The organism is Streptomyces arenae, from assembly GCF_022343545.1.
GTDB classification, from domain to species: domain Bacteria; phylum Actinomycetota; class Actinomycetes; order Streptomycetales; family Streptomycetaceae; genus Streptomyces; species Streptomyces humi.
This window is the reverse complement of sequence record NZ_JAKQYH010000097.1, coordinates 24,935-49,609: the sequence shown is the minus strand read 5'-3', so window position 1 is coordinate 49,609 and position 24,675 is coordinate 24,935. Positions and strand designations below refer to the sequence as shown.

Annotated in this window: 22 protein-coding genes; 10 read left to right on the top strand and 12 right to left on the bottom strand. The window is 70.8% G+C overall.

The window, feature by feature from the left end; genetic code table 11:
- Nucleotides 1–62: 62 nt before the first annotated feature.
- Entirely contained in the window at nucleotides 63–1,004 is a 942-nt protein-coding gene (locus MB828_RS45525) for a carbohydrate kinase family protein (RefSeq protein WP_301653289.1), read from the bottom strand.
- Complete coding sequence (locus MB828_RS45520; RefSeq protein ID WP_301653288.1) at nucleotides 989–1,897, bottom strand: pseudouridine-5'-phosphate glycosidase; 909 nt, start codon at nucleotides 1,895–1,897, stop codon at nucleotides 989–991. The genes MB828_RS45525 and MB828_RS45520 overlap by 16 nt, the downstream gene beginning before the upstream one ends.
- Before the next feature lie 99 nt (nucleotides 1,898–1,996).
- Between MB828_RS45520 and MB828_RS45515 the strand changes: the two genes are divergently transcribed.
- The gene (locus MB828_RS45515) at nucleotides 1,997–2,425 is read left to right on the top strand and encodes a VOC family protein (protein ID WP_301653287.1); all 429 of its coding nucleotides are present in this window, start codon (nucleotides 1,997–1,999) and stop codon (nucleotides 2,423–2,425) included.
- A gap of 69 nt (nucleotides 2,426–2,494) precedes the next feature.
- Here MB828_RS45515 and MB828_RS45510 read toward each other — a convergent pair whose 3' ends face one another.
- Both MB828_RS45510 and MB828_RS45505 read right to left on the bottom strand, forming a co-directional pair.
- Nucleotides 2,495–3,049 (bottom strand): methylated-DNA--[protein]-cysteine S-methyltransferase, encoded by a 555-nt coding sequence (locus MB828_RS45510; protein ID WP_133027049.1) that lies wholly within the window; start codon nucleotides 3,047–3,049, stop codon nucleotides 2,495–2,497.
- Nucleotides 3,050–3,098: 49 nt separating this feature from the next.
- On the bottom strand, nucleotides 3,099–3,968 hold the full coding sequence (locus tag MB828_RS45505) for a glycerophosphodiester phosphodiesterase (protein WP_301653286.1): 870 nt from the start codon (nucleotides 3,966–3,968) through the stop codon (nucleotides 3,099–3,101).
- A gap of 276 nt (nucleotides 3,969–4,244) precedes the next feature.
- Between MB828_RS45505 and MB828_RS45500 the strand changes: the two genes are divergently transcribed.
- The 7 genes from MB828_RS45500 (at nucleotide 4,245) to MB828_RS45470 (ending at nucleotide 13,021) form a co-directional block, all read left to right on the top strand.
- The gene (locus MB828_RS45500; RefSeq protein ID WP_133027047.1) at nucleotides 4,245–5,111 is read left to right on the top strand and encodes an MHYT domain-containing protein; all 867 of its coding nucleotides are present in this window, start codon (nucleotides 4,245–4,247) and stop codon (nucleotides 5,109–5,111) included.
- A gap of 39 nt (nucleotides 5,112–5,150) precedes the next feature.
- Complete coding sequence (gene uvrB / locus MB828_RS45495; RefSeq protein WP_301653285.1) at nucleotides 5,151–7,298, top strand: excinuclease ABC subunit UvrB; 2,148 nt, start codon at nucleotides 5,151–5,153, stop codon at nucleotides 7,296–7,298.
- Between the two features lie 158 nt (nucleotides 7,299–7,456).
- Nucleotides 7,457–8,035 carry a TerD family protein gene (locus MB828_RS45490; RefSeq protein ID WP_133027045.1) on the top strand — a complete coding sequence of 193 codons (579 nt, stop codon included), beginning with the start codon at nucleotides 7,457–7,459 and terminating at the stop codon, nucleotides 8,033–8,035.
- Nucleotides 8,036–8,107: 72 nt separating this feature from the next.
- The gene (locus MB828_RS45485) at nucleotides 8,108–10,150 is read left to right on the top strand and encodes a TerD family protein (RefSeq protein WP_301653284.1); all 2,043 of its coding nucleotides are present in this window, start codon (nucleotides 8,108–8,110) and stop codon (nucleotides 10,148–10,150) included.
- A 223-nt stretch (nucleotides 10,151–10,373) separates the two neighbouring features.
- A complete protein-coding gene (locus MB828_RS45480; protein ID WP_133027043.1) occupies nucleotides 10,374–11,375 on the top strand; it encodes a TerC/Alx family metal homeostasis membrane protein in 1,002 nt (333 codons plus the stop codon).
- A gap of 129 nt (nucleotides 11,376–11,504) precedes the next feature.
- Nucleotides 11,505–11,807: a hypothetical protein gene (locus tag MB828_RS45475; protein ID WP_301653283.1), complete on the top strand. Its 303-nt coding sequence runs from the start codon at nucleotides 11,505–11,507 to the stop codon at nucleotides 11,805–11,807.
- 113 nt (nucleotides 11,808–11,920) lie between these two features.
- Nucleotides 11,921–13,021, top strand: a complete 1,101-nt coding sequence (locus MB828_RS45470; protein ID WP_133027041.1) for a calcium:proton antiporter — start codon at nucleotides 11,921–11,923, stop codon at nucleotides 13,019–13,021.
- Here MB828_RS45470 and MB828_RS45465 read toward each other — a convergent pair.
- Nucleotides 13,011–14,294, bottom strand: coding sequence for an MFS transporter (locus tag MB828_RS45465; protein WP_301653430.1), 1,284 nt, complete (start codon nucleotides 14,292–14,294; stop codon nucleotides 13,011–13,013). The two genes, MB828_RS45470 and MB828_RS45465, sit on opposite strands and share 11 nt — an antisense overlap.
- 173 nt (nucleotides 14,295–14,467) lie before the next feature.
- Here MB828_RS45465 and aroQ point away from each other — a divergent pair, with 173 nt between their 5' ends.
- Entirely contained in the window at nucleotides 14,468–14,941 is a 474-nt protein-coding gene (gene aroQ / locus MB828_RS45460) for a type II 3-dehydroquinate dehydratase (protein WP_301653282.1), read from the top strand.
- 4 nt (nucleotides 14,942–14,945) lie between these two features.
- On the opposite strand, the gene MB828_RS45455 is transcribed toward aroQ, so the two are convergent.
- The 5 genes from MB828_RS45455 to MB828_RS45435 all read right to left on the bottom strand — a co-directional run bounded on the left by MB828_RS45455 (nucleotide 14,946) and on the right by MB828_RS45435 (nucleotide 19,227).
- On the bottom strand, nucleotides 14,946–15,698 hold the full coding sequence (locus MB828_RS45455) for an amino acid ABC transporter ATP-binding protein (protein ID WP_133027039.1): 753 nt from the start codon (nucleotides 15,696–15,698) through the stop codon (nucleotides 14,946–14,948).
- Complete coding sequence (locus tag MB828_RS45450) at nucleotides 15,695–16,597, bottom strand: amino acid ABC transporter permease (protein ID WP_133027038.1); 903 nt, start codon at nucleotides 16,595–16,597, stop codon at nucleotides 15,695–15,697. The genes MB828_RS45455 and MB828_RS45450 overlap by 4 nt, the downstream gene beginning before the upstream one ends.
- Nucleotides 16,594–17,487, bottom strand: coding sequence for an ABC transporter substrate-binding protein (locus tag MB828_RS45445; protein WP_301653281.1), 894 nt, complete (start codon nucleotides 17,485–17,487; stop codon nucleotides 16,594–16,596). The genes MB828_RS45450 and MB828_RS45445 overlap by 4 nt, the downstream gene beginning before the upstream one ends.
- Nucleotides 17,488–17,827: 340 nt before the next feature.
- Nucleotides 17,828–18,484 (bottom strand): MBL fold metallo-hydrolase, encoded by a 657-nt coding sequence (locus tag MB828_RS45440; RefSeq protein ID WP_301653280.1) that lies wholly within the window; start codon nucleotides 18,482–18,484, stop codon nucleotides 17,828–17,830.
- Nucleotides 18,485–18,537: 53 nt separating this feature from the next.
- The gene (locus MB828_RS45435; RefSeq protein WP_301653279.1) at nucleotides 18,538–19,227 is read right to left on the bottom strand and encodes a maleylpyruvate isomerase family mycothiol-dependent enzyme; all 690 of its coding nucleotides are present in this window, start codon (nucleotides 19,225–19,227) and stop codon (nucleotides 18,538–18,540) included.
- 224 nt (nucleotides 19,228–19,451) lie between these two features.
- Between MB828_RS45435 and uvrA the strand changes: the two genes are divergently transcribed.
- The gene (gene uvrA / locus MB828_RS45430) at nucleotides 19,452–22,481 is read left to right on the top strand and encodes an excinuclease ABC subunit UvrA (RefSeq protein ID WP_301653278.1); all 3,030 of its coding nucleotides are present in this window, start codon (nucleotides 19,452–19,454) and stop codon (nucleotides 22,479–22,481) included.
- Between the two features lie 180 nt (nucleotides 22,482–22,661).
- Here the strand turns inward: uvrA and MB828_RS45425 are convergent, their stop codons facing one another.
- On the bottom strand, nucleotides 22,662–23,573 hold the full coding sequence (locus MB828_RS45425; protein ID WP_301653277.1) for a carbohydrate kinase family protein: 912 nt from the start codon (nucleotides 23,571–23,573) through the stop codon (nucleotides 22,662–22,664).
- The gene (locus MB828_RS45420; RefSeq protein ID WP_301653276.1) at nucleotides 23,570–24,673 is read right to left on the bottom strand and encodes a LacI family DNA-binding transcriptional regulator; all 1,104 of its coding nucleotides are present in this window, start codon (nucleotides 24,671–24,673) and stop codon (nucleotides 23,570–23,572) included. The genes MB828_RS45425 and MB828_RS45420 overlap by 4 nt, the downstream gene beginning before the upstream one ends.
- Between the last annotated feature and the right edge of the window lie 2 nt (nucleotides 24,674–24,675).

Genomic DNA, 24,675 nt, shown 5'->3' with positions numbered 1-24,675 from the left:
CTCCAGGTGGCACGCGCGCGGGCGGTACGACGTAGGCGCGCCGTCTCCGGTCGCCGTGCGGTTCAGCCGTGGGTCGTCGGCGGTCTGGCGCCCACGCGGCCCACCGCCCGCGCGCCCGCCCGGCAACCCCGCGCCGCCGCCTCCTCGGCGTCCGCGCCGGCGACCAGCGCGGCCAGGAACGCCCCGGTGAAGGCGTCACCGGCGCCCGTGGTGTCCCGGGGCGCCGCCGGTGCGGCCGGGATCCGCGCGACCACCCCGCCCGCCCGGGCCACCAGCGCGCCCTCCGCGCCCGCCTTGGCCACCACCAGCGGCACCTGACGGCTCAACTTGGCCGCCGCGTCCGCCGGATCGGGCAGCCCCGTCAGCAGACAGGCCTCGTCCCGGCTCGGCAACAGGACGTCCACGCCCTCGACGAGTGCCAGGAACCGGTCCACGCCCAGCGTCACGAGGAACCCGGCCGACGCCGGATCCACGCTCACCGGGACACCCCGCGCGCGTGCCGCCGCCAAGGTGACCGCCACCAGGGCCCGGCTCGGTGCGGAGAACAGCAGATAACCGGAGAGATGCAACCGGGCCACCCCGTCGAGCAGCGTGTCCGACCAGTCGGCCGGCTCCAGCCGCAGGGACGCCCCGCTGTCCGTGAGGAAGGTGCGCTCCGCCGAGGCACCGCCGTCCACCAGGCAGACCACCGTCCCGGTGGCCGCCTCGGGATCCACCACCAGCCGCGGCCGCACCCCGGCGGCGACCAGTTCCCGCTCGTGCCACTCGGCCGCGTCCGCGCCGACCCGCCCGAGCAGCCGCACGTCCGCACAGCCCGTGTGGGCGGCCCAGCAGGCCACGTTGGCCCCGGCGCCACCGGGCAGGGTCCGGATCACGGCAGCCGTGTCGGTGCCGGCCGCGAGCGGCCCCCGGTGCCGCGCGACGACATCGGTGACGACGTCCCCGACCACGAGCAGCGCACCGCCCGGTACCGCCTCCCGCGCGGTGGTCACCTCGCGGACCACGCCGAGGCGATCCGGGCCGCCAGCCGCACGTTGCCGCGCACCGCCGCCAGGTTGGCCTCCAGCGAGGCGCCGTCCGTGTGCCGGACCAGGTACCCGAGCAGGAACGGGGTGACCGCCTGCCCGGTGATCCCCTCCGCTTCGCACGCCTGCAGCGCGTCCGCGAGCACGCGCGCGTGCAGCTCCGGATCGAGCTGCTGCTCCTCCGGCACGGGGTTGGCGACGATCAGCGCCGTGTCCCCCGCGGCAAGCGTGTCCTGGGCGCGCATGACGTCCACGACCTGCTCGGGGGTACGAAGCGTCCAGTCGACCGGGTGTCCGGAGTCGGACAAGTAGAAGCCGGGGAAGCGGTCCGTGCCGTAGCCGGCCACCGCCACACCCATGGTCTCCAGGCGCTGGAGGGTCGCCGGTACGTCCAGGATCGACTTCACGCCCGCGCACACCACCGTGATCCGGGTGCGGGCCAGCAGCCCCAGGTCGGCGGACTCGTCCTGGGTCACCGTCCACTCCCGGTGCACCCCGCCGAGGCCTCCCGTGGCGAACACCCGGATGCCGGCCAGCGCCGCCAACTGCGCCGTCGCCGACACGGTCGTCGCCCCGCTCGCCGCCGAGGCCACGGCGAACGGCAGATCACGGCGGCCCAGTTTGCGGATCCCCTCCCCGCCCGCGACCCGCTCCAACTGGTCCTTGGCCAGGCCCACCTGAGGCCGCCCGTCCAGCACCGCGATGGTCGCGGGCACCGCTCCCGCCCGCCGCACCTCCTCCTCCAGCTCCAGCGCCACCCGGAGGTTGCGCGGACGCGGCAGCCCGTGCGCGATGATCGTGGACTCCAGAGCCACCACCGCCCGGCCCGCGTCGAGCGCCTCCCGGACCTCTTCCGACACCACCAGCACCACGCGCCCGCCTCCTGTCCGTCGGTCCTCCCTCATCTCTGGCGGGCGGCACCGCCGGCTAAACGCTTGCGGCCCGTGGTGGACGCCACCAGCCTGGACCGCATGACGAATCACCCGGTACGTCTGGACCACGTCGTCCTCTGGGTCACCGACCCGGTCGCCGCGGCCGCCTTCTACGAGCGGACGGTCGGCCTGGAACCGCTGAGGGTCGCCGAGTTCGCCGCGGGCGAGGTCGCCTTCCCCTCCGTGCGGGTTGATGAAGGGAGCATCATCGACCTCGCGCCGCTCACCCTCGCCGACCGCATGCCGGCGCTCCCCGGAGCCGCCGGCAGCGCGGGCCACCCCGTCCACCACATCTGCCTGGCCCTGCCGTCGGACGCCTTCGACGCCCTGCGTGCCCGCCTCGCCGAGCACGCCGTCCCCATGACCGACGTCGGGCACGACTCCTTCGGCGCCCGCGGGAAGGCGCCGCGCAACTTCTACTTCCAGGACCCGGACGGCAACGTCGTCGAGGCACGCCACTACGAGTGACCGCGCCCCCGGCGTCGGAGCCGTACCTCAGAACAGCACCTCAGAACAGCGGCTCGGGAGAACAGCGCCTCAGAACAGCGGCTCGGGCAGCACACCCTCCAGGGCGAGCAGCTTCCGCTTGGTCTCCAGACCGCCCCCGAACCCGCCGATGCCGCCGTCGCTCTCCACCACCCGGTGACAGGGCACCACCACCGGCAGCGGATTGGCGCCCATCGCCGCGCCCACCGCCTGCGCCCCGCCCGGCTGCCCGACCCGCCCGGCCAGATCGCCGTACCCGACCACGGTGCCGAACGGCACACCCGCGGCCAGCTCGCGCAGTACCTGGCGGTTGAAGCCGGAGATCAGCGACCAGTCCAACGGCAGGTCGAAGTCCTGCCGGTCACCGGCGAAGTACGCCCGCAGCTGACGTATCGCCTCGGCCAGCACCGGCGCCCCGGGATCCTCGACCGGCTCGGTGCCCAGCCGGGCCGCCAGCCGCTCCACCGCCCGCTCCCGTACCGCGTCGGAGGCGTGGAACACCACGTTGACCAGGCCGTCGCGGGTCGCCGCCAGCAGCAGCGGACCGATGGCGGTGCCCACGACGGCCCACACCACCCGCTGCTCGTACTGCCCTTCGCTGTCCATGCGCCCCACCGTACGACCCGCCACTGACAACGCCCGCCGCCCGGCCGGATCAGCCGGCCCGCAGCGCGGCCCGCACCACGTCGGGCTTGTCGCTGATGACCCCGTCGACGTCGTACCCGACGGCCTTCCACGCCGTGACCGCGTCGTCCACCGTCCATGTGAAGACGCGCAGGGGCCGGCCGTGCGGTCCGTCGACCGAGTGGACCGCGTGCACGTAGCCGGCGGAGATCGAGCCCACCGACGGGTTGATCAGATCGGCGAAGCCCGCGTACCGCCGCAGCGTCCCGGTGGCCGGCGTGCCGAGGTAGCCGGTGGTCACGGCGGGCCGCAACCGGTGCACGGCGCGCAGGCTGTCCGCGCTGAAACTCTGCACGACGAGCCGGTCGAGGTGGCGGCGGTCCAGCCAGCCCTCGTTGTCCAGCTGCGCGAGGATCTGCTGCTCGATGCCCGGGTACAGCTGCGGGTTCTTGATCTCCAGGAGCAGCTTCTCGTGGTTGTGTTCGACCTCGCGCATGTACTGCGCCAGCGTGGGCAGGCGCGTGCCCGTGTACGAGCGGGAGAACCAGCTGCCCGCGTCGAGCCGGGCGATCTCGGCGGCGGTGAAGTCCTTCACCTTCCAGGGGGCCCGGCCGGGAAAGACCTGTTCGACGTCGGTGGTGCGCTGGAGACTGTCGTCGTGGACGACGACGAGCGTGCCGTCCTTGGTCCGCTGGACGTCGTTCTCGACCCAGGTGAAGCCCAGCGCGGCCGCCTTGTCGATGGCGGCCAGGGTGTTCTCGGGTGCGTAGGCGGAGGCGCCCCGGTGGGCGAGCACCGTGGGTTCCCCGGTGTCACCGGCCCGGGCGGCGGGGACGGGGCTCAGCAGAGCGGCCGTCCCCAGGAGCGCGGTGGTGGTGGCGGCTACTGCGCGCGCGTGCATGCGTACACCTCACGTCGGGTGAATACGGACAGCACAAGAGTGACAGCAGGGAGTCAGCGGTGGCCGGGTACGGGATGACCACAGATCGAACGGCGTTGCCGAGGCCGCTCACCGGTGCCGCACAGCTGAGGCAAGGGCGTGTTTCTTTGCCGGAAAATCGTTCGACCATTCCGGTGCGGGTCATACTCTCTGCGTCAACCCTGACCGCTCGGGCGGTCCTGGGACGGGGGCGCAATCGAAATATTCCGGGACGCAAAGGGTGAAGGGCAGCCACGCATGCAGGGCACGGTCGACGGATTCAGCTATGGGGTCGTCACCCCGCTGGTGGCCTATCTGATGGCCTGCCTCGGCGGTGCCCTGGGGCTGCGTTGCACGACCCGGGCGATGCTGGTGACCCATGCCTGGCGGCCCGCCTGGCTGGCGCTCGGCTCCGCGGCGATCGGCTCCGGCATCTGGACCATGCACTTCATCGCCATGATGGGGTTCAGCGTCAAGGAGACGCCGATCCACTACGACAAACCGCTCACCTATGCGAGTCTCGGCCTCGCCATCGTCATGGTGGGTGTCGGGATCTTCATAGTCGGCTACCGGGGCGCCACCGGTACCGCGCTCTTCACGGGCGGCACGATCACCGGACTGGGCATCGCCTCGATGCACTACCTCGGCATGGCCGGCCTGCGCCTGAACGGCAGCCTCCAGTACAACACCGCCACCGTGGCCGCGTCCGTGGTGATAGGGGTCGTGGCGGCCACCTCGGCGCTGTGGGCGGCCGGGCAGATCCGCGGCTTCCTCTGGAGCGTCGGCGCCAGCCTCGTCATGGGTCTCGCCGTCAGCGGCATGCACTACACCGGCATGGCGGCGCTCAGCGTCCACCTCCACGGCTCCGGAGTGACCGCTCCCGGCGACTCGCCGGCCTCGTTGCTCGCCCCCATGCTGATCGGCCCGCTGACCTTCCTGTGCCTGGCCGCCGTCGTCGTGATCTTCGACCCGCTGCTGGTCATGGGCAGGCCCGCCCGGCTCCGCGTGGAGCGCAAGGCGGGTGTCCCGGCCGACGAGGTCACCCACCATCCGAGCCGCCGCACGTCCCCCCGCGTCGGCCACCAGCACAGCCACCACAGCTCGCGCACCCCGCAGAACCGCTGATGAGACCCGGTTGTCAGTGGGGGGTCGTACGGTGGATCCATGCGGCCCGTTTCCCACATCGAACGCACGGTGGCGCCCATCGAGGTCGTCAGCCCGTACCAGCCCAGCGGCGACCAGCCGGCGGCCATCGCCGAGCTGGCCAAGCGCATCGAGGCCGGTGAGAAGGACGTGGTCCTCCTCGGCGCGACCGGCACCGGCAAGTCCGCCACCACCGCGTGGATGATCGAGAAGCTCCAGCGCCCCACCCTCGTGATGGCGCCGAACAAGACGCTGGCGGCCCAGCTGGCCAACGAGTTCCGCGAGCTCCTCCCGAACAACGCGGTCGAGTACTTCGTCTCGTACTACGACTACTACCAGCCCGAGGCGTACGTCCCGCAGTCGGACACCTACATCGAGAAGGACTCCTCGATCAACGAGGAGGTCGAGCGGCTGCGGCACTCCGCGACCAACTCGCTCCTCACCCGCCGTGACGTCGTCGTGGTGGCCTCGGTCTCCTGCATCTACGGCCTCGGCACCCCGCAGGAGTACGTCGACCGGATGGTCCCGCTGCGGGTCGGTGACGAGTTCGACCGGGACGACCTGCTGCGCCGCTTCGTCGACATCCAGTACACGCGCAACGACCTGGCCTTCACCCGCGGCACCTTCCGCGTCCGCGGCGACACCATCGAGATCTTCCCGGTCTACGAGGAGCTCGCCGTCCGCATCGAGATGTTCGGCGACGAGATCGAGGCGCTGTCCACGCTGCACCCGCTCACCGGCGAGATCATCAGCGACGACCAGCAGCTGTACGTCTTCCCGGCCTCCCACTACGTCGCCGGCCCCGAGCGCATGGAGCGGGCCGTCAACGACATCGAGAAGGAACTCGGGGAGCGCCTGGCCGAGCTGGAGAAGCAGGGCAAGCTGCTGGAGGCCCAGCGCCTGCGCATGCGCACCACGTACGACATCGAGATGCTCCGCCAGATCGGCACCTGCTCCGGCGTGGAGAACTACTCGATGCACTTCGACGGCCGCCTGCCCGGCTCCCCGCCCAACACCCTGCTCGACTACTTCCCGGACGACTTCCTGCTCGTCATCGACGAGTCGCACGTCACCGTGCCGCAGATCGGCGCCATGTACGAGGGCGACGCCTCCCGGAAGCGCACCCTCGTGGACCACGGTTTCCGGCTGCCCTCGGCCCTGGACAACCGGCCCCTGAAGTGGGAGGAGTTCCAGGAGCGGATCGGGCAGGCCGTGTACCTGTCGGCGACCCCCGGCACGTACGAGCTCTCCCGCGGGGACGGCGTTGTCGAGCAGATCATCCGCCCCACCGGCCTCGTCGACCCGCAGGTCGTGGTCAAGCCCACCGAGGGGCAGATCGACGACCTGGTGCACGAGATCCGCAAGCGCACCGACAAGGACGAACGGGTCCTGGTCACCACCCTCACCAAGAAGATGGCCGAGGACCTCACCGACTACTTCCTGGAACTCGGCATCCAGGTGCGCTACCTGCACAGCGACGTCGACACCCTGCGCCGGGTCGAGCTGCTGCGCGAGCTGCGGTCCGGCGAGTACGACGTCCTGGTCGGCATCAACCTCCTCCGTGAGGGCCTCGACCTGCCCGAGGTGTCCCTGGTGGCGATCCTCGACGCCGACAAGGAGGGCTTCCTGCGCTCCGGTACCTCGCTGATCCAGACCATCGGCCGTGCCGCGCGCAACGTCTCCGGCGAGGTCCACATGTACGCCGACAAGATCACCCCAGCGATGGAGAAGGCCATCGACGAGACCAACCGGCGCCGGGAGAAGCAGGTCGCCTACAACAAGGCCAACGGCATCGACCCGCAGCCGCTGCGCAAGAAGATCAACGACATCGTGGCGCAGATCGCGCGCGAGGAGATCGACACCGAACAGCTCCTCGGCTCGGGCTACCGCAAGTCCAAGGACGGCAAGGGCGCCAAGGCCCCCGTCCCGGCCCTGGGCGACAAGGCGGCCCGGGGCACGAAGGCCGGCAAGGCGGCCAAGGGCAAGGCCGGGGAAACGGTGCCCACCGATCGTCCGGTGGCCGAACTCACCGAGCAGATCGAGGAGATGACGGAGCGGATGCGCGCCGCCGCGGCCGATCTGCAGTTCGAGATCGCCGCCCGGCTGCGTGACGAGGTCTCAGAGATGAAGAAGGAACTGCGCCAGATGAAGGAGGCGGGCCTGGCCTGATCCCGCAGTCGCCACCGGACCCCGGTAAGGGCGCGAAGTGTTGCAACACCGACACAAACCGCGGGCCGGGGTTCGGCACTGTCAGTGCCGCTGCATAGGGTTTTGGACAACCGCGCACGCCGCGGCGACCGGAGACGTCCGACGAGGGGAACGCAGCCGTGACCGTCAACATGACCAAGGGTCAGGCCATCAGCCTGGAGAAGAAGGACGGGGGCTCCCTGAGTGCGGTCCGCATGGGTCTCGGCTGGAAGGCGGCCCCCCGGCGCGGGCTGTTCGGCTCCCGTACCCGTGAGATCGACCTGGACGCCTCGGCCGTGCTGTTCGCCGACAAGCAGCCCGTCGACGTCGTGTTCTTCCGCCACCTGGTGAGCGACGACGGTTCGGTCCGTCACACCGGCGACAACCTCGTCGGCGGCGCCGGCCAGGGCGGTGACGACGAGGCGATCGTCGTCGACCTCGCGCGCGTCCCGGTCCACATCGACCAGATCATCTTCACCGTCAACTCGTTCACCGGCCAGACCTTCCAGGAAGTGCAGAACGCCTTCTGCCGGCTGGTCGACGAGACCAACGGCCAGGAACTCGCCCGCTACACGCTCGACGGCGGCGGCGAGTACACCGCCCAGATCATGGCGAAGGTGCACCGGTCCGGCTCGGGCTGGACGATGACGGCCCTCGGTGTCCCGGCCCGGGGCCGTACCTTCCAGGACCTCGTGCCCACGATCCTGCCGGTCCTCTAGGGCACGATTCCGCGGTCCTCCGGAAGAGGCCCCGCGGCGCACGACGTCACGACACACAGGGGGACATGGGCAATGGCGGCCGAGCTGGTGCGCGGGCAGAACCATCCGCTCTCGCGGACCCGGATCGAGATCCGGATCTCGGCCGACGTGCCGGTGGTCGCCGGGGCCACCCTCGCCGACGACAGCGGCCGGGTGCCGGGCGCGGACCGGGTGGCGCACCCGGGCGCGCCCACCCTGCCCGGGCTGGAGGTCTCCCGGCAGGCGGCCGCCGAACACCGGCTGGCCGTCGACCTCGACGCCATGCCGGAAACCGTGCACCGGCTGAGTGTCCTGATCGCCCTGCCCGCCACTCCCGACGGCCCGCCCCGCTTCGGTGTCGTCCGCGCTCCCCGTGCCGCGGTCACCGGCCTCGACGGCGCCGAGATCGCCGGCTACACCCTCACCGGCCTGGACGCCGAGTCGGCCGTGATCGCCCTGGAGCTCTACCGTCGCCAGGGCGCCTGGAAGGTCCGCGCGGTCGGCCAGGGCTACGCGGGCGGTCTGACCGCGCTCTTCACCGATCAGGGCGTGCCCCAGGCCGCCGAACTCGCCCGCGGCATCGAGGAAGCGGTGGCCCAGGGCCTGGCCCGCTCCATCCCGGCCCGTGCGACGGACACCGACCGCACCCGCCGTACGGCCGCGTCCGTCGCTGGCTCCGATCTCCCGGGCGGCGCCTCCGCCGCCGGTCCCGAACCGGCGGGTACCGCTCCCGCCGCCGGACCCTCGTACGACCCCAGGGCAACCGGCGCCGGCAGCGTCCGGCCGACCCCTGCCGACGAGGTGGGCGGCCCCCAGCCGGCGTCCGACGCCGGGTCCTTCTCCGACGACGGCCCCGGCATCGCGGAGACCGCCACGTCACCCGCCGGTGGCCCCGTCGACTACACGCATCCGAAGCGCCGCCAGGCCTCCCCGCCGCCGGCCCCGGGGGCTCCGGCCCCGGTGGCGGACGGTCCCGCACCACCCGTCGCGGGAGACGCGGTCGGCTGGTCCATGGACGAGCGCCTCTACAACCAGGTCTGGGGCATGTTCGAGGACCTGGCCCGGTCCACCGCCGCCTACCGCAGCGCCGTCGACTTCGCCGAGTCGCGCCTGGAGAAGGAGCTGGACCAGGTCCTCTCCGATCCGCGCAGCCGCCTCGGTTCGACGGGCGACGCCGCGCGCGAGGCGGCCCGTGCCCGGCAGGCCGAACTGGTCGACCAGGCCCGGGCCGTCCTCGACCGTGACCTCGCTCAGCTCACCGCCGAGTCCGAGGTCGTCGAGCCCGCGCTGCCGCCGGCGTACGCAGGCTGGGACAACCCCGTCTGGCACGGCTACCGGGTGCCGACCGAGCCGTCGATGGCCGTTCGGCTGGGCGACCTCCACCTGCCGGAGAGCACCCCGCTGCGCATCCCGCTGCTGGTCAGGCTGCCACTGGAGCGGGGGTTGTGGATCGACAGCGGCTCCCTCGACGGGACCGGTTCGGACACCGGCGAGCTGCGCCACCTCGCCATGCACACGGCGGTGGCGCTGGCGGCCCGGCTGCTCGCCGTCCATCCGGTGGGGGAGTTCGGGGTCGAGGTCATCGATCCGGCCGGTGCGGGTGCGTCGGCGCTCACACCGCTGACCGGGACCGGGACTTTGGCGGCGCCACCCGCGACCGGCGCCGCCGGTGTGGCGGCCGTACTGGGGCGGCTGACCGAGCGGGTCGACCTGGTGCAGATGGCGCTGCGCGGTGGTGCGCCCGACGCGCTGCCGCCCGGTCTGGACACCTCACGCCGGCTGCTGATCGTCAACGACTTTCCGCACGGCTTCGACGACCGTGCCGTCACCCAGCTGCGTTACCTCGCGGACGAGGGGCCGGACGTGGGCGTCCACCTCCTGCTGGTGGCCGACCGTGAGGACGCGGCCGCCTACGGTCCGTTGCTCGGTCCGCTGTGGCGTTCACTGATGCGACTGACCCCGGTGCCGGACGACCACCTGGCCGACCCGTGGGTGGGGCACGCCTGGACGTACGAACCCTGTCTCGTACCGGACGGCAGCCAGGTGCTCCAGCAGGTCCTCACTCAGGTCGCGACGGCTCGTACCAAGCATACGTAAAGTCGCCTGACCAGCGAACTTGGCCTTTCTTTTGCCAATCGCTTTACCTTTCCTTGGTGATTGGGGTACTGTTTTCCGCACGGAGGGGAGTACTCCCTGTCTGCTGCGGCGTACCCGTCAATACGGATCCGACCGGATCCCGGGGCGTCGGCCCGTCTCGGGTGGAAGAGACCTCCGGCAGCGATGACGCTGGCACTTTGCCCGTTCACGAACCGGAGGCGCAGTGGATGTATCCGTGACCCTGTGGGTCCTCACCATTCTGGGTCTGGCCGCCCTGATCGCGGTCGACTTCTTCATCGGCCGCAAGCCGCACGACGTGTCCATCAAGGAAGCCGGAATCTGGACCGTCGTCTGGATCGCCCTGGCCGGACTCTTCGGCCTCGGCCTGCTCCTCTTCTCCGGCGGCCAGCCGGCGGGAGAGTTCTTCGCCGGCTTCATCACCGAGAAGTCGCTGAGCGTCGACAACCTCTTCGTCTTCGTCCTGATCATGGCGAAGTTCGCGGTGCCCTCGCAGTACCAGCAGCGGGTGCTGCTCGTCGGCGTCCTCATAGCCCTGGTCCTGCGCGCGATCTTCATCGCCGCCGGCGCCGCGATCCTCGCCAGCTTCTCGTGGGTCTTCTACCTCTTCGGCGCCTTCCTCATCTGGACGGCCTGGAAGCTGATCCAGGAGGCGCGGGCCGACGAGGAGGACGAGGAGTTCGAGGAGAGCAAGCTGCTCAAGGCCGTCGAGCGCAAGTTCGGTGTGGCCGACCGCTACCACGGCACCAAGCTGTGGATCCAGCAGAACGGCAAGCGGGTCATGACCCCGATGCTCGTCGTCATGCTCGCGATCGGTACGACCGATGTCCTGTTCGCGCTGGACTCCATCCCCGCGATCTTCGGCCTGACGCAGGACCCGTACATCGTCTTCACGGCCAACGCGTTCGCGCTGATGGGTCTGCGACAGCTGTACTTCCTCATCGGCGGACTGCTGAAGAAGCTGGTCCACCTCTCGTACGGCCTGTCGATCATCCTCGGCTTCATCGGCGTGAAGCTGGTGCTGCACGCTCTGCACGAATCCGGCGTCCATGTTCCGGAGATCAGCATCCCGGTCTCCCTCGGCGTCATCTGCGCGGTCCTGATCGTCACCACGATCACCAGCCTCAGGGCCTCCGGGAAGCAGGCGGCGGCCGAGGCGGCGCAGGCCCGGAGCGAAGGCGCTCCGAAGGACAGCATCGACGTCTGACCACGTCCGACGTAGCCACAACCATCCCGTGGGCCGGTGCCCGGCGCATTGCCGCGGCACCGCGGCGGATGCTTCGTTGGGTGGCGGAGTGCCCCCGGTCGGGGGCGCCGCCACCCGGTGGAGGCAACCGTGACATTCGTCCAGATCATCGACTTCGAGACCGACCGCATCGACGAGCTGAAGGCCCTCGCCGACGAGATGGCCGACCAGCTCGCCGGCCGCGACGACAGCCCCACCCGCCGACTGATCCTCAGTGACAGGGGCCGGCCCGGTCACTACCTCGCGGTGATCGCTTTCAACTCCTACGAGGAGGCCATGCGGAACAGCGGCGACCCGGAGACCGGCAAGTTCGCCGAGCGGATGGCCGCCCTGTGCACCCGGCCGCCGTCCTTCACCGACTGCGACGTCATCGACCGGGCCGACTTCACGTAACCGCCCGCCCGACCGTACCCGTACGACCCGGGGGCCGTGCCGTGCGACGGCAGGCCCCCGGCACCCGAAAGGACCGGAATGCGAACCCTGTACGGCTCTGCCACCATCACTGCATGATCACTCGGCTCAGGTCGCTCACCACTCAGTGGACGTTCCTCGTGCCGGTGCTCGCGGTCGTCCTGCTCGCTCTCACCTGGGGACGTGATCTGCCCGGCTGGGTCGTCGCGCTGATGACCCTGGTCCTCGCGGCCTCCGTGCTGGCCGCCGTCCACCACGCGGAGGTCGTCGCCCACCGGGTCGGCGAACCCTTCGGCTCCCTGGTCCTCGCCATCGCCGTCACCATCATCGAGGTCGCACTGATCGTCACCCTCATGGCCGACGGCGGCGACAAGAGCTCCACCCTGGCCCGGGACACCGTCTTCGCCGCCGTCATGATCACCTGCAACGGCATCGTCGGCCTCTGCCTGCTCGTCGGGTCGCTGCGGCACGGCACCGCTGTCTTCAACCCCGAGGGCACCGGCGCCGCCCTCGCGACCGTGGCCACCCTCGCCACACTCAGCCTGGTGCTGCCGACCTTCACCACCAGCAAGCCGGGTCCGGAGTTCTCCGGCGTACAGCTCACCTTCGCGGCCCTGACCTCACTGATCCTCTACGGCCTGTTCGTGGCGACGCAGACCGTGCGGCACCGCGACTACTTCCTGCCGATCACCCGGCAGGGCGAGGTGATCACCGCCGACGACCACGCCGTGGCCCCGTCCGCGCGGACGGCGGGGATCAGTCTCGGGCTGCTGGGTCTCGCCCTGGTCGGAGTCGTCGGGCTGGCCAAGGGCGTGTCGCCGACGATCGAGTCCGGTGTCGCGGCGGCCGGCCTGCACCACGCCGTCGTCGGTGTGATCATCGCGTTGCTGGTGCTGCTCCCGGAGACCATCGCGGCCCTGCGCTCAGCCCGCCGCGACCGCGTGCAGACCAGCCTCAACCTGGCGCTCGGCTCGGCCATGGCCAGCATCGGCCTGACCATCCCCGCGGTGGCCCTGGCCTCGGTCTGGCTCTCCGGCCCCCTGGTCCTCGGTCTCGGCCCCACCGACATGCTGCTGCTCCTGCTGACGGTGGTGGTCAGCTCCCTGACCGTCGTGCCGGGCCGGGCGACACCGCTGCAGGGCGGGGTCCACCTGGTGCTGTTCCTGGCCTATCTGGAGCTGGCGGTCAACCCGTAGCGTGCTCCTGTCCGGTGACCGGCTCGACGGCGGGCACCGGGCGGGTCTCCGGCAGCATCGCGAAGCAGCCGAGGCTCAGCAGCGCGACGGCCGTCAGATACGCCCCCACACCCCACGGCACCCGCCCACCGTGCTGCGCCAGCTCCGTCGCCACGATCGGCGTGAGCGCACCCCCGAGAACGCCGCCCAGGTTGTAGCCCACGGCGGCGCCGGTGCAGCGCACCCGCGGTTCGTACAACTCGGGCAGGTAGGCGGCGATCACCGAGAACATGGTGATGAATCCGATCAGCGCCCCCGTGAACCCGAGGAACATCAGCAGTGGTTCGCCGGTGGCCAACAGCGCCACCATCGGGAACGACCACAGCGCCGAGGCCGCGCATCCCGCCAGGCACAGCGGCCGCCGCCCGTAACGGTCGCCGAGCAGTGCCATCACCGGTGTGAGCGAGCCCTTCACCACCACGGCGGCCATGATGCAGACCAGCATGACCGTACGGCTCACCCCAAGCCGCTCCGTCCCGTACGCCAACGACCAGGTCGTCACCGTGTAGAACACCGCGTACCCGACCGCCAGCGCCCCCGCCGTCAGCAGCACCAGCCGCCAGTGGTGCCGTACGACCTCGGCGAGCGGCACCCGCGCGTGGTCGTCGATCTCCAGGAACCGTGGGCTCTCGGCGAGCGACGAACGCAGCCACAGCCCGCTCAGCGCCAGCGCGCCCGCCGCCCAGAACGGCACCCGCCATCCCCACTGCGCGAACTGCGCGTCCGACAGCACCGCCGACAGGGCCAGCATCACGCCGTTGGCGAGCAGGAAGCCGACGGCCGGACCGATCTGCGGAAAGCTCGACCACAGGGCTCGCCGCCCGGCAGGCGCGTGCTCCGCGGTCAGCAGCACCGCCCCGCCCCACTCGCCGCCGAGCCCCAGCCCCTGCAGGAACCGCAGCACCAGCAGCAGCACGGGAGCCGCGACACCGACCGTGCCGTACGACGGCACGCATCCGACGGCGACCGTCGAGGCGCCGGTGAGCAGCAGGGACAGGACCAGTACGGGCCGCCGGCCGCGCCGGTCGCCGAGGTGCCCGAACAGCATGGAACCCAGCGGCCGGGCCACGAACCCCACGCCGAACGTCCCGAACGCCGCCAGCGTCCCCGCGACCGGCGAGAACGTCGGGAAGAACAACGGCCCGAGGACGAGCGCCGCCGCCGTCCCGTAGACGAAGAAGTCGTAGAACTCGATCGCGGTCCCGGCGAGCGAGGCCGCGGCCAGCCGCAGCATCGAGGGAGCCCTTACGGTGCGTACATCGCGCATGCCGCGTCAACCACCCACAGTGATCACGGGTTACGGGGGCGCACGACGTCCTTCGTAGGCGCCCCGGCGCACCGTGATAAACCGGTCTGTGCCGCGGTCCTCCCAGGACCGTTCACCAGTAAGACGGACCCGGAGGAATCGTGCCCCGCACCCTGGCCAACGCCCCGATCATGATCCTCAACGGGCCCAACCTGAACCTGCTCGGCCAGCGCCAGCCGGAGATCTACGGCTCCGACACGCTCGCCGACATCGAGGCCCTGTGCGCCAAGGCGGCGGCCGCGCACGGCGGCACCGTGGACTTCCGTCAGTCCAACCACGAGGGCGAACTGGTGGACTGGATCCACGAGGCGCGCCTCGGCCACTGCGGGATCGTCATCAACCCTGGCGCCTACTCGCACACCTCGGTCGCCATCTTGGACGCCCTCAACACCTGTGACGGGCTGCCCGTACTGGAGGTCCACATCTCCAACATCCACCGGCGCGAGTCGTTCCGGCACCACTCCTACGTGTCCCTGCGCGCCGACGGCGTGATCGCGGGATGCGGCGTGCAGGGCTACGTGTTCGGGGTGGAACGGGTGGCGGCACTGGTCGGCGCCGCCACCGCCGAGGCGTAGCGCCTCAGAGGCGCCCGGCCTCCACGATCCGCCGCAGGAAGCGCCGGGTGCGCTCCTGCTGCGGGTCGCCGAACACCTGCTCCGCGCTGCCGCGTTCCAGGACGACACCGCCGTCGAGGAAGCAGACCTGGTCGGCGACGTCCCGGGCGAAGCCCATCTCGTGCGTCGCCAGCACCATGGTCATGCCCTCGTCCTTCAGACCACGCACCACGGTCAGCACCTCGCCGACCAGCTCCGGGTCGAGGGCGGCGGTGATCTCGTCGAGCAGCAGCAGCCGGGGCCGTACCGCCAGAGCACGCACGATGGCCACCCGCTGCTGCTGACCGCCGCTCAGCCGGTCCGGGTAGGCATCCGCCTTGCCCCCCAGCCCCAGGCGCTCCAGCAGCTCCCTGGCCCGTTCCTCGGCCTCCGCGCGGGAGACGCCGTGCACCCGGCGGGGCGCCAGCGTGATGTTGTCCAGCACGGTCATGTGCGGGAAGAGGTTGTACGCCTGGAAGACGACACCGATACGGCGCCGGACCGCGTCGTGGTCGGCACGCGGGTCGGTGATCTCCTCGTCGTCCAGCCAGATCGCGCCGTCGTCGATCTCCTCCAGGAGATTGGCGCAGCGCAGCAGCGTCGACTTGCCGGAGCCGGAGGCACCGATCAGCGCGGTCACCGTGTGCGGGGCGACCGCCAGGTCCACGTCCCGCAGGACGACCGAGTCCCCGAACGTCTTGCGGACGGACTCCATGCGCAGGACGGGCGCGTCGCTCATATCGCTCCTCCCTGGGCCCGCTGCCGGTCCATCCGGGCCGTCACCCAGTCCGTGAATCGCGTCATCGGGATGGTCAGCGCCACGAAGACCAGCCCGGCGACGATGTACGGCGTGTAGTTGAGGCTCCGCTGGGCGATGATGTCGGACGCCCGGACGGCGTCGATCGCCCCGCCGATCGACACCAGCCCGGTGTCCTTCTGCAGCGACACCAGGTCGTTCAGCAGCGGCGGCACCTGGCGGCGTACCGCCTGGGGGAGCACCACGTGGCGCAGCGCCTGCCGGTTGGTCAGCCCCAGCGAGCGGGCCGCGGCGCGCTGTGAGGGGTGCACCGACTCGATGCCCGCGCGGAAGACCTCGGCGACGTACGCGGAGTACGTCAGCGTCAGCGCCGTACCGCCCAGCAGCACGGGATCGACGGTCACGCCCTGGAGGCGCAGCGCCGGCACCCCGAAGACCACGATCATCAGATTGATGATCAGCGGCAGACCGCGGAAGAAGTCCGTGTAGGCCGCCGCCAGTGCCCGCAGCGGGAAGAAGACGGGCCCCGGCAGCGTCCGGGCGATGGCGATCAACATGCCCAGGACTAGCACCAGCACGCCGCAGATCAGCAGCAGCCGGATGTTGAGCCAGAGACCGTCGAGGACCTTCGGGAGGGCCTCGCGCGCGTACTGCCCGTCGAAGAAGGTCTCCTTGGTGCGCTCCCAGCCCGGCGCGCTGACCACGACCAGGTACAGGACGACGGCCGTGACCAGAGTGGACAGCGCGGCGATCGCGGTCGCGCGACGGGCGCGGACGCGCTTGTGACGCTCGCGGTCCAGGCGTCGCTGCGAGGGGACGTACGCGTCGCGCATTCCGCCTTCGCCGGAGTCCTCGCCGGACTCGGCCTTCGTGACCGTCACTTGAGCACCGGCGCGTCGACGGCGTCGGACAGCCACTGCTTCTCCAGCTTCGCCAGCGTGCCGTCCTCGCGCAGGGTGTCCACGGCCGACGACACGCAGGACGTGAGGTCGCTGCCCTTGTCCAGGACGAGCCCGAACTGTTCGGGCGTGCCGGACTGGTTCTCGAACTGGCCGACGATCTTCGCGTTCGTCACCTGGGCCGCGGTGACGTAGAACGCGGTCGGCAGGTCGGTGACGATCGCGTCCACCTGGCCGTTCTTGAGCGCCGAGATGGCCTGGTCGTTCTTGGAGTACGCGGCCGCCTCCTGGGACGGCTTCACCACGTCGCTGATGTAGTTCAGGCTCGTCGTGCCGACCTGGGCGCCCAGCTTGAGGCCCTTGAGGTCGGCGATGCTCGTCGCCTTGGCGGCCTTGCTGCCCTTGAGCGCGATCACCGCCTGGCGCACGTCGTAGTAGCCCGACGAGAAGTCCACGGCCTTCTTGCGCTCGGCGCTGATGGACACCTGGTTGATGTCGAAGTCGAAGGTCTTCACACCGGGCGCGAACGCCTTGTTGAACGGCACGCTCTGCCAGACGACCGCGTTCTTGTCGTACCCCAGCTGCTTCGCCACGGCGTACGCGACCGCCGACTCGAAGCCCTCGCCGTTGGCGGGCTTGTCGTCCTTGAACCACGGCTCGTACGCCGGCTCGTCCGTCGCGATCGTCAGCTTGCCGCTGGTCCGGGTGGCCAACTTGCCCTTGACGCAGGCGCTTCCGGCCGCGGAGGCCGACGAGGAGGATCCGCCGGACGCCTTGTCGTCCGGCTGCGGAGCACAGCCGACAGCGGTGGCGAGCAGGGCTATGGTGGCGGCGGCGACAGCGCTACGCAGTGCGCTCGGGGCAGGGTGCATGGCGGGAGAGTGACAGCGAACGCCGCGTTTGTCCAGGTCAAGCGGGTATTTGTCCGCATACTGGGAACGGGTGTTGCGGTCTTGTGAACGCCGCTGTCCGTCGGGTGGACGGACATGCCGGGGCCGCCGGTCGAGGGCGGGGAATGAAGACCGGCGGCCCGTACCGCGCAGGAGCCGTCATCCTGTGCGGGGCTGCCACCAGTTGACCGCGCCAGCACGCACGCGGGGAGCGTGCGCCGGACTCCGGCGTGAGCGAACTGTTCACACGGGGCGCGCGTTCGCACCTACGCGCCCCGGGCTCACCACCCGCGCCCTCCGCGCACCGCGTGAGCCGCTTCGCTCACCACCCGCGCGCGTGCCACTCCGGCAGGTGCGGGCGTTCCGAGCCCAGCGTGGTGTCGTTGCCGTGCCCCGGGTACACCCAGGTCTCGTCCGGCAGGACGTCGAAGATCTTCGTCTCGACGTCGTGGATCAGGCTCGCGAAGGCCTTGGGGTCCTTGCGCGTGTTGCCGACGCCGCCGGGGAAGAGGCAGTCACCGGTGAAGACGTGCGGATGGCCGTGCGGGTCGTCGTAGACCAGGGCGATGGAGCCGGGGGTGTGGCCGACCAGGTGCCGGGCGGTGAGTTCGACCTGGCCGACCCGGATGACGTCGCCGTCGTCGACGAGGACGTCGGTGGTGACCGGGATGCCGTCGGCGTCCTCGCGGCCCGCGTACGTCCGCGCACCGGTGACGGCGACCACCTCGGCCAGCGCCTGCCAGTGGTCGCCGTGCCGGTGCGTGGTGACGACGGACGCGATGCCGTCGTCACCGATCGTGCCCAGGAGCGTCTCGGCGTCGTTGGCCGCGTCGATCAGCAGCTGCTCGTCCGTCGCGCGGCAGCGCAGCAGGTAGGCGTTGTTGTCCATCGGCCCGACCGCGATCTTGGTGATCATCAGGTCCTTGAGCTCGTGCACGTCCGCAGGACCGCCGACCGTGACCTCTCCGCTGTACGTCATGGCGGTCAGCCTATAGCCGTCTGTAGCCGTCGGCCCCGGCGCGGCGCCGCGTGCTACAGCGGCGGAAGCGCCGGCAGGGTGCCGCCCGTCACCGTCAGGGCCGAGCCGTCGCGGCGCCCGGCGAGCCAGCCGAGCAGGTCGGCGGCCGTCCCCTCGACCCCGATCGGGCCTCCCGGCGCGCCGCCGCCCGTCGTCCAGACCCGGCCGCCGCTGCTGCGCAGGCCGACCGACGGGACGTCACGGTGTCCGCCGAAGCGCTCCGCGAGGAAGTCGATCTCCCGTTCCGTGAAGTCCGCCGGGACATCCTCCAGCTCGTACCCGATCCCGAGGTCGACGTGGTGCAGCTCGACCTCGATCCAGCGCCGGAACGGCACCCGCGCGGCCACGTCGGTGACCCCGTTGCGCAGCTCCACCGTGCGCGTCCAGTCCGCGGGCGCGGTGCCGTGGGCCCGGAACTTGGCGTCGCTCTCGCGCAGGTCCGCGAGCTGCACGTCGAGCGGGCGCGGCGCGTCCCGCTCGATGTCGGCGTCCCGCGCCTCGGCGGAGGGGTACATGGGGCGTCCGTCGAGGACGTTGCCGAGCGCGTCCGCGTTGCGGGCGAGGTGGGCCAGGACGTGGCCGACCGTCCAGCCGGGCAGCCGTGACGGTCGTGCGACGGACGCGTTGTCCAGTCCGGCGGCTGCGGTGAGGAGTCGCTCCGTCGCTTCCTGTACAGACGCCAGGTCATGAGCGTGATCAATCATGGGGCTGACACTAGCCCCGCCACACCTTCGGGTGAAGGTTTCCGTCGGGGACCGTAAATCGAATGCGCGTGCTATATCGTCGGTGGTGGCGTCGGGCATGCTGGATGGTCCGGGATTGTTTACGCATCCAGGAATCCGACCGGCGTTGTCAGTGGCTCCCCCTAGTCTGAAGAAGCACGGGGCCCTGCCCCTGTCACTTCTCTCAAGAAAGGTGCGGACCGGCTGTGGCCGACCGTCTCATCGTCCGTGGCGCGCGCGAGCACAACCTGAAGAACGTCTCGCTCGACCTGCCTCGTGACTCGCTCATCGTCTTCACGGGTCTGTCCGGGTCGGGCAAGTCGTCCCTGGCCTTCGACACGATCTTCGCCGAGGGCCAGCGTCGCTACGTGGAGTCGCTCTCCTCGTACGCCCGCCAGTTCCTCGGACAGATGGACAAGCCGGACGTGGACTTCATCGAAGGCCTGTCCCCGGCGGTGTCCATCGACCAGAAGTCGACCTCGCGCAACCCGCGCTCGACGGTCGGCACCATCACCGAGGTCTACGACTACCTGCGGCTGCTCTTCGCACGCATCGGCAAGCCGCACTGCCCCGAGTGTGGCCGCCCGATCTCGCGCCAGTCGCCCCAGGCCATCGTGGACAAGGTGCTGGAGCTGCCCGAGGGCAGCCGGTTCCAGGTGCTGTCGCCGCTGGTGCGCGAGCGCAAGGGCGAGTTCGTCGACCTCTTCGCCGACCTGCAGACCAAGGGCTACAGCCGCGCGCGCGTGGACGGCACGACCGTCCAGCTCTCCGAGCCGCCGACCCTGAAGAAGCAGGAGAAGCACACCATCGAGGTGGTCGTCGACCGCCTCACGGTGAAGGACAGCGCCAAGCGCCGCCTCACCGACTCGGTGGAGACCGCGCTCGGCCTGTCCGGCGGCATGGTCGTGCTCGACTTCGTCGACCTCCCCGAGGGCGACCCCGAGCGCGAGCGCATGTTCTCGGAGCACCTGTACTGCCCCTACGACGACCTCTCCTTCGAGGAGCTGGAGCCCCGCTCCTTCTCCTTCAACTCGCCCTTCGGCGCCTGCCCCGAGTGCACCGGCATCGGCACGCGCATGGAGGTCGACCCGGAGCTGATCGTCCCGGACGAGGACAAGTCGCTCGACGAGGGTGCCATCCACCCCTGGTCGCACGGCCACACCAAGGACTACTTCGGCCGCCTGATCGGCGCCCTCGCGGACGCCCTGGGCTTCCGCACCGACATCCCCTTCGCCGGGCTGCCGCAGCGCGCGAAGAAGGCCCTGCTCTACGGTCACAAGACCCAGATCGAGGTCCGCTACCGCAACCGGTACGGCCGTGAGCGCGTGTACACCACGCCCTTCGAGGGCGCGGTGCCGTTCGTCAAGCGCCGGCACAGCGAGGCCGAGAGCGACGCCAGCCGCGAGCGCTTCGAGGGCTACATGCGCGAGGTGCCCTGCCCGACCTGTCAGGGCACGCGCCTGAAGCCGATCGTCCTCGCGGTCACGATCATGGAGAAGTCGATCGCCGAGGTCGCCGCGATGTCGATCAGCGACTGCGCGGACTTCCTGGGCGAGCTCAGGCTCAACGCGCGTGACAAGAAGATCGCCGAGCGCGTGCTGAAGGAGGTCAACGAGCGGCTGCGGTTCCTGGTCGACGTCGGCCTTGACTACCTCTCGCTCAACCGCGCGGCCGGCACCCTCTCCGGCGGCGAGGCCCAGCGCATCCGGCTGGCCACCCAGATCGGCTCCGGTCTCGTCGGCGTCCTGTACGTCCTCGACGAACCGTCCATCGGCCTGCACCCGCGCGACAACCACCGGCTCATCGAGACCCTGGTCCGGCTGCGTGACATGGGCAACACCCTTATCGTCGTCGAGCACGACGAGGACACCATCAAGGTCGCCGACTGGGTCGTCGACATCGGCCCCGGCGCCGGTGAGCACGGCGGCAAGGTCGTGCACAGCGGCTCCCTGAAGGAACTGCTCGTCAACGCCGAGTCGCAGACCGGTCAGTACCTGTCCGGCAAGAAGTCGATCCCGCTGCCCGACATCCGCCGCCCGCAGGACCCGTCGCGCCGGCTCACCGTGCACGGGGCCCGGGAGAACAACCTCCAGGACATCGACGTCTCCTTCCCGCTGGGCGTGTTCACGGCCGTCACGGGCGTGTCCGGCTCCGGCAAGTCGACGCTGGTCAACGACATCCTCTACACGCACCTGGCCCGCGAGCTGAACGGCGCGCGCAACGTGCCGGGCCGGCACACGCGCGTGGACGGCGACGACCTCGTCGACAAGGTCGTGCACGTCGACCAGTCGCCCATCGGCCGCACCCCGCGGTCCAACCCGGCGACCTACACCGGTGTCTTCGACCACATCCGCAAGCTGTTCGCGGAGACCACGGAGGCGAAGGTCCGCGGCTACCTGCCGGGCCGTTTCTCCTTCAACGTCAAGGGCGGCCGCTGCGAGAACTGCGCGGGCGACGGCACGATCAAGATCGAGATGAACTTCCTCCCGGACGTCTACGTCCCGTGCGAGGTCTGCCACGGCGCCCGGTACAACCGGGAGACCCTGGAGGTCCACTACAAGGGCAAGTCCATCGCCGAGGTCCTGAACATGCCGATCGAGGAGGCCACGGCGTTCTTCGAGGCCGTCCCCTCGATCGCCCGCCACCTCAACACGCTCAAGGACGTCGGCCTCGGCTATGTCCGCCTGGGCCAGTCCGCGACCACGCTGTCCGGCGGTGAGGCACAGCGCGTGAAGCTCGCCAGTGAGCTCCAGCGCCGCTCCACCGGGCGGACCGTCTACGTCCTCGACGAGCCGACCACCGGTCTGCACTTCGAGGACATCAGCAAGCTGCTGAAGGTCCTCTCCGGTCTTGTCGACAAGGGCAACACGGTCATCGTCATCGAGCACAACCTCGACGTGATCAAGACCGCGGACTGGGTCGTCGACATGGGTCCGGAGGGCGGCGCCGGTGGCGGACTCGTCGTCGCCGAGGGCACCCCTGAGGAGGTCGCCGGCGTTCCGGCCAGCCACACCGGCAAGTTCCTGCGCGAGATCCTGGGCGCCGACCGCATCAGCGACGCCAGCTCGGTGAAGGCTCCGCGCAAGACGGCGGCGAAGAAGACGGTCGCGGCCAGGTCGGCGGCGAAGAAGACAGCGACGGCCACCACCGCCAACAACACGGCCACGAAGAAGGCGGCCGGAGTCACCAAGAAGGCGGCGCCCGCGAAGAAGACGACGCGAGCCCGCAAGGCCTGAGGTCCCAGCGTCACAGGCTTCGACAAATACGGAAATGTGCGGTGCCCCGCGGGAACTTCCCGCGGGGCACCGCACGTTGCACAGTCAGCCGCTCGATCACTGCGGCCACGGCGAACCTTGACTCCTCAACAGTGGAAACAGCGGCAACAGCGACCGAACGTCCTTGATCGGTTCGCGAGTTCACAGGCTCCCGAGTTCGAAGGCGTACGGCGGCTCCGCGCCCGCGCGGGAACAGGTGATCGCGGCCGCCCGGGCCGCAAATCGCAGCAGCGCGGTCCAGCCGTCGGCGTCCAGTCCCAGGAGCGCCTCGACCGACAGCGCGTCCCGAGCGGCCAGACCGTGCAGCAGAGCCGCGTTCACGGTGTCACCGGCGCCGATCGTGTCCACGACGGCGACCTCCTCACCCGGCACGGCATACTCGGCGCCATCGCGGGTGAAGGCACTGAGACCGTCCCCACCATGGGTGATCACCACGGCCGACGGGCCCGACGCCAGCCATTCGCGCGGGGTTCCGCCCAGCCACAGCGCGTCCTCCTCGGACAGCTTGAGGAGCGTCACCGAGGGCAGCCAGCTCTTGAACCGGGCCCGATAGGCGTCCGGATCCGGGATCAGACCCGCCCGGATGTTCGGGTCGAGCGCGATGAACAGGCCCTGCGCCGCGGCGCCCCGCATCAGTTCCTCGTAGGCGCTCGCCCCCGGTTCCAGGGCGAGAGACAGCGTCCCGAAGGAGACGGCGCGGGTGGCGGCGGGCAGGGCGGCAGGGGCGGTGAACAGGCGGTCGGCCGTGCCGTCGACGTAGAAGGAGTAGGAGGCGGAACCCCGCGGGTCGACGGTGGCGACCGCGAGGGTCGTCGGTTCCGTGCCGCGCTCCACGAGGGAGACGTCCACCTCCGCCCGCCGCAGCCCGTCCAGCAGGGCCTCGCCGAACGCGTCCCGCGAGGCACGGGAGCAGAACGCGGTGGGGGAGCCGAGGCGGCCGAGCGCCACGGCCGTGTTGTACGGGCCACCGCCGAGCGCCGGCCGCAGGGCGGCGAGGGCGCCCGTGCCCTGCGGTACCAGGTCGATCAGTGCCTCACCGGCGACGACGATCACGACAGGGTTCCTTCCTCTGGGTGCTCTGGGTGCTCTGGGTGCTCTGGCTCTGAGCGCTCGCGGGCCGGGGCGGCCCCGCCGTCCCCTCCCGGACACCCGCACGAGGTCCGGTGCACGAAAGCGCACGGGAGGCGTACGGTCCGGGCCGGCCGGCCGGGTGCGGCCAGCCGTTCCAGGAGCACCCGGACCGCCTCGGCACCGATCTCCCTGCTGGGCTGGGCGATGGCGGTGAGCCGGGGCGAGAAGAGATCCGCCCAGGCGAAGTCGTCGAAGCAGCAGAGCGCGATGTCGTCGGGGACGCGCAGACCATGGGCGTCGAGGGCGCGCAGGGCACCGATGGTCATCGCGTTGTTCGCGGTGACGAGCGCGGAGGGCGGCGCGGCAAGCGCCAGCAGGGCGGCGACGGCCCGCTCGGCTCCGGCTGACTCGGAGTTGCCGGAAACGATCAGCCGTTCGTCCAGGGCCAGCCCGGAGGTGGCAAGCCCCTGCCGGTATCCGGTGATCCGCTCGCCGCTGGTGCTCAGCCCGGGCAGCCCCGCCACGAGGCCGATCCGGCGGTGTCCCAGACCGGCGAGGTGGGTGACGAGCCGGGCCGTCGGCTCGGCGTTCTCGGCGCAGACCTGGTCGAAGCGCGGAGCGGCGTCGGGGCGACCGCGGATCACCCGGTCGAGGAGGACGGTCGGCACGGCATGGCGGCCGAGGTAGGTGAGGAGCTCGCCCGGGGCGGCGGAGGGGGCGACGATCATGCCGTCGACGCGGCGCTCGTGGAGAAGCTGGACGACCTTGAGTTCGTGTTCGGGGTCCTCGTGCGGGTCGGCGATGAGCAGGCTGTAGCCGTGCTTCAGGGCTGCGGCCTCGACACCCTGGAGGATCTCCGTGAAATAGGGATTGCTGATCGCCGACACCGCGAGCCCGATGGAGCGGGTGCGGGAGGTCACCAGGGAGCGGGCGAGGGTGTTCGGGGTGTAGCCCAGCTCCTCGATCGCGTCGAGCACGGCCTGGCGGGTGTGCGGCAGCACCGGGCGTGTCTCGTTCAGCACGTGGGACACGGTCGCCACGGAGACGCCGGCGCTTCGGGCGACGTCGGCCATGGTGGGCATGG

Excerpts from the sequence above, each read along its gene's own strand:
- MB828_RS45515 (WP_301653287.1), top strand. The coding sequence starts at position 1,997 with ATGACGAATCACCCGGTACGTCTGGACCACGTCGTCCTCTGGGTCACC.
- MB828_RS45510 (WP_133027049.1), bottom strand. The coding sequence starts at position 3,049 with ATGGACAGCGAAGGGCAGTACGAGCAGCGGGTGGTGTGGGCCGTCGTG.
- MB828_RS45505 (WP_301653286.1), bottom strand. The coding sequence starts at position 3,968 with ATGCACGCGCGCGCAGTAGCCGCCACCACCACCGCGCTCCTGGGGACG.
- MB828_RS45500 (WP_133027047.1), top strand. The coding sequence starts at position 4,245 with ATGCAGGGCACGGTCGACGGATTCAGCTATGGGGTCGTCACCCCGCTG.
- uvrB (WP_301653285.1), top strand. The coding sequence starts at position 5,151 with ATGCGGCCCGTTTCCCACATCGAACGCACGGTGGCGCCCATCGAGGTC.
- MB828_RS45485 (WP_301653284.1), top strand. The coding sequence starts at position 8,108 with ATGGCGGCCGAGCTGGTGCGCGGGCAGAACCATCCGCTCTCGCGGACC.
- MB828_RS45470 (WP_133027041.1), top strand. The coding sequence starts at position 11,921 with ATGATCACTCGGCTCAGGTCGCTCACCACTCAGTGGACGTTCCTCGTG.
- MB828_RS45465 (WP_301653430.1), bottom strand. The coding sequence starts at position 14,294 with ATGCTGCGGCTGGCCGCGGCCTCGCTCGCCGGGACCGCGATCGAGTTC.
- MB828_RS45455 (WP_133027039.1), bottom strand. The coding sequence starts at position 15,698 with ATGAGCGACGCGCCCGTCCTGCGCATGGAGTCCGTCCGCAAGACGTTC.
- MB828_RS45445 (WP_301653281.1), bottom strand. The coding sequence starts at position 17,487 with ATGCACCCTGCCCCGAGCGCACTGCGTAGCGCTGTCGCCGCCGCCACC.
- MB828_RS45440 (WP_301653280.1), bottom strand. The coding sequence starts at position 18,484 with ATGACGTACAGCGGAGAGGTCACGGTCGGCGGTCCTGCGGACGTGCAC.
- MB828_RS45435 (WP_301653279.1), bottom strand. The coding sequence starts at position 19,227 with ATGATTGATCACGCTCATGACCTGGCGTCTGTACAGGAAGCGACGGAG.
- MB828_RS45420 (WP_301653276.1), bottom strand. The coding sequence starts at position 24,673 with ATGCCCACCATGGCCGACGTCGCCCGAAGCGCCGGCGTCTCCGTGGCG.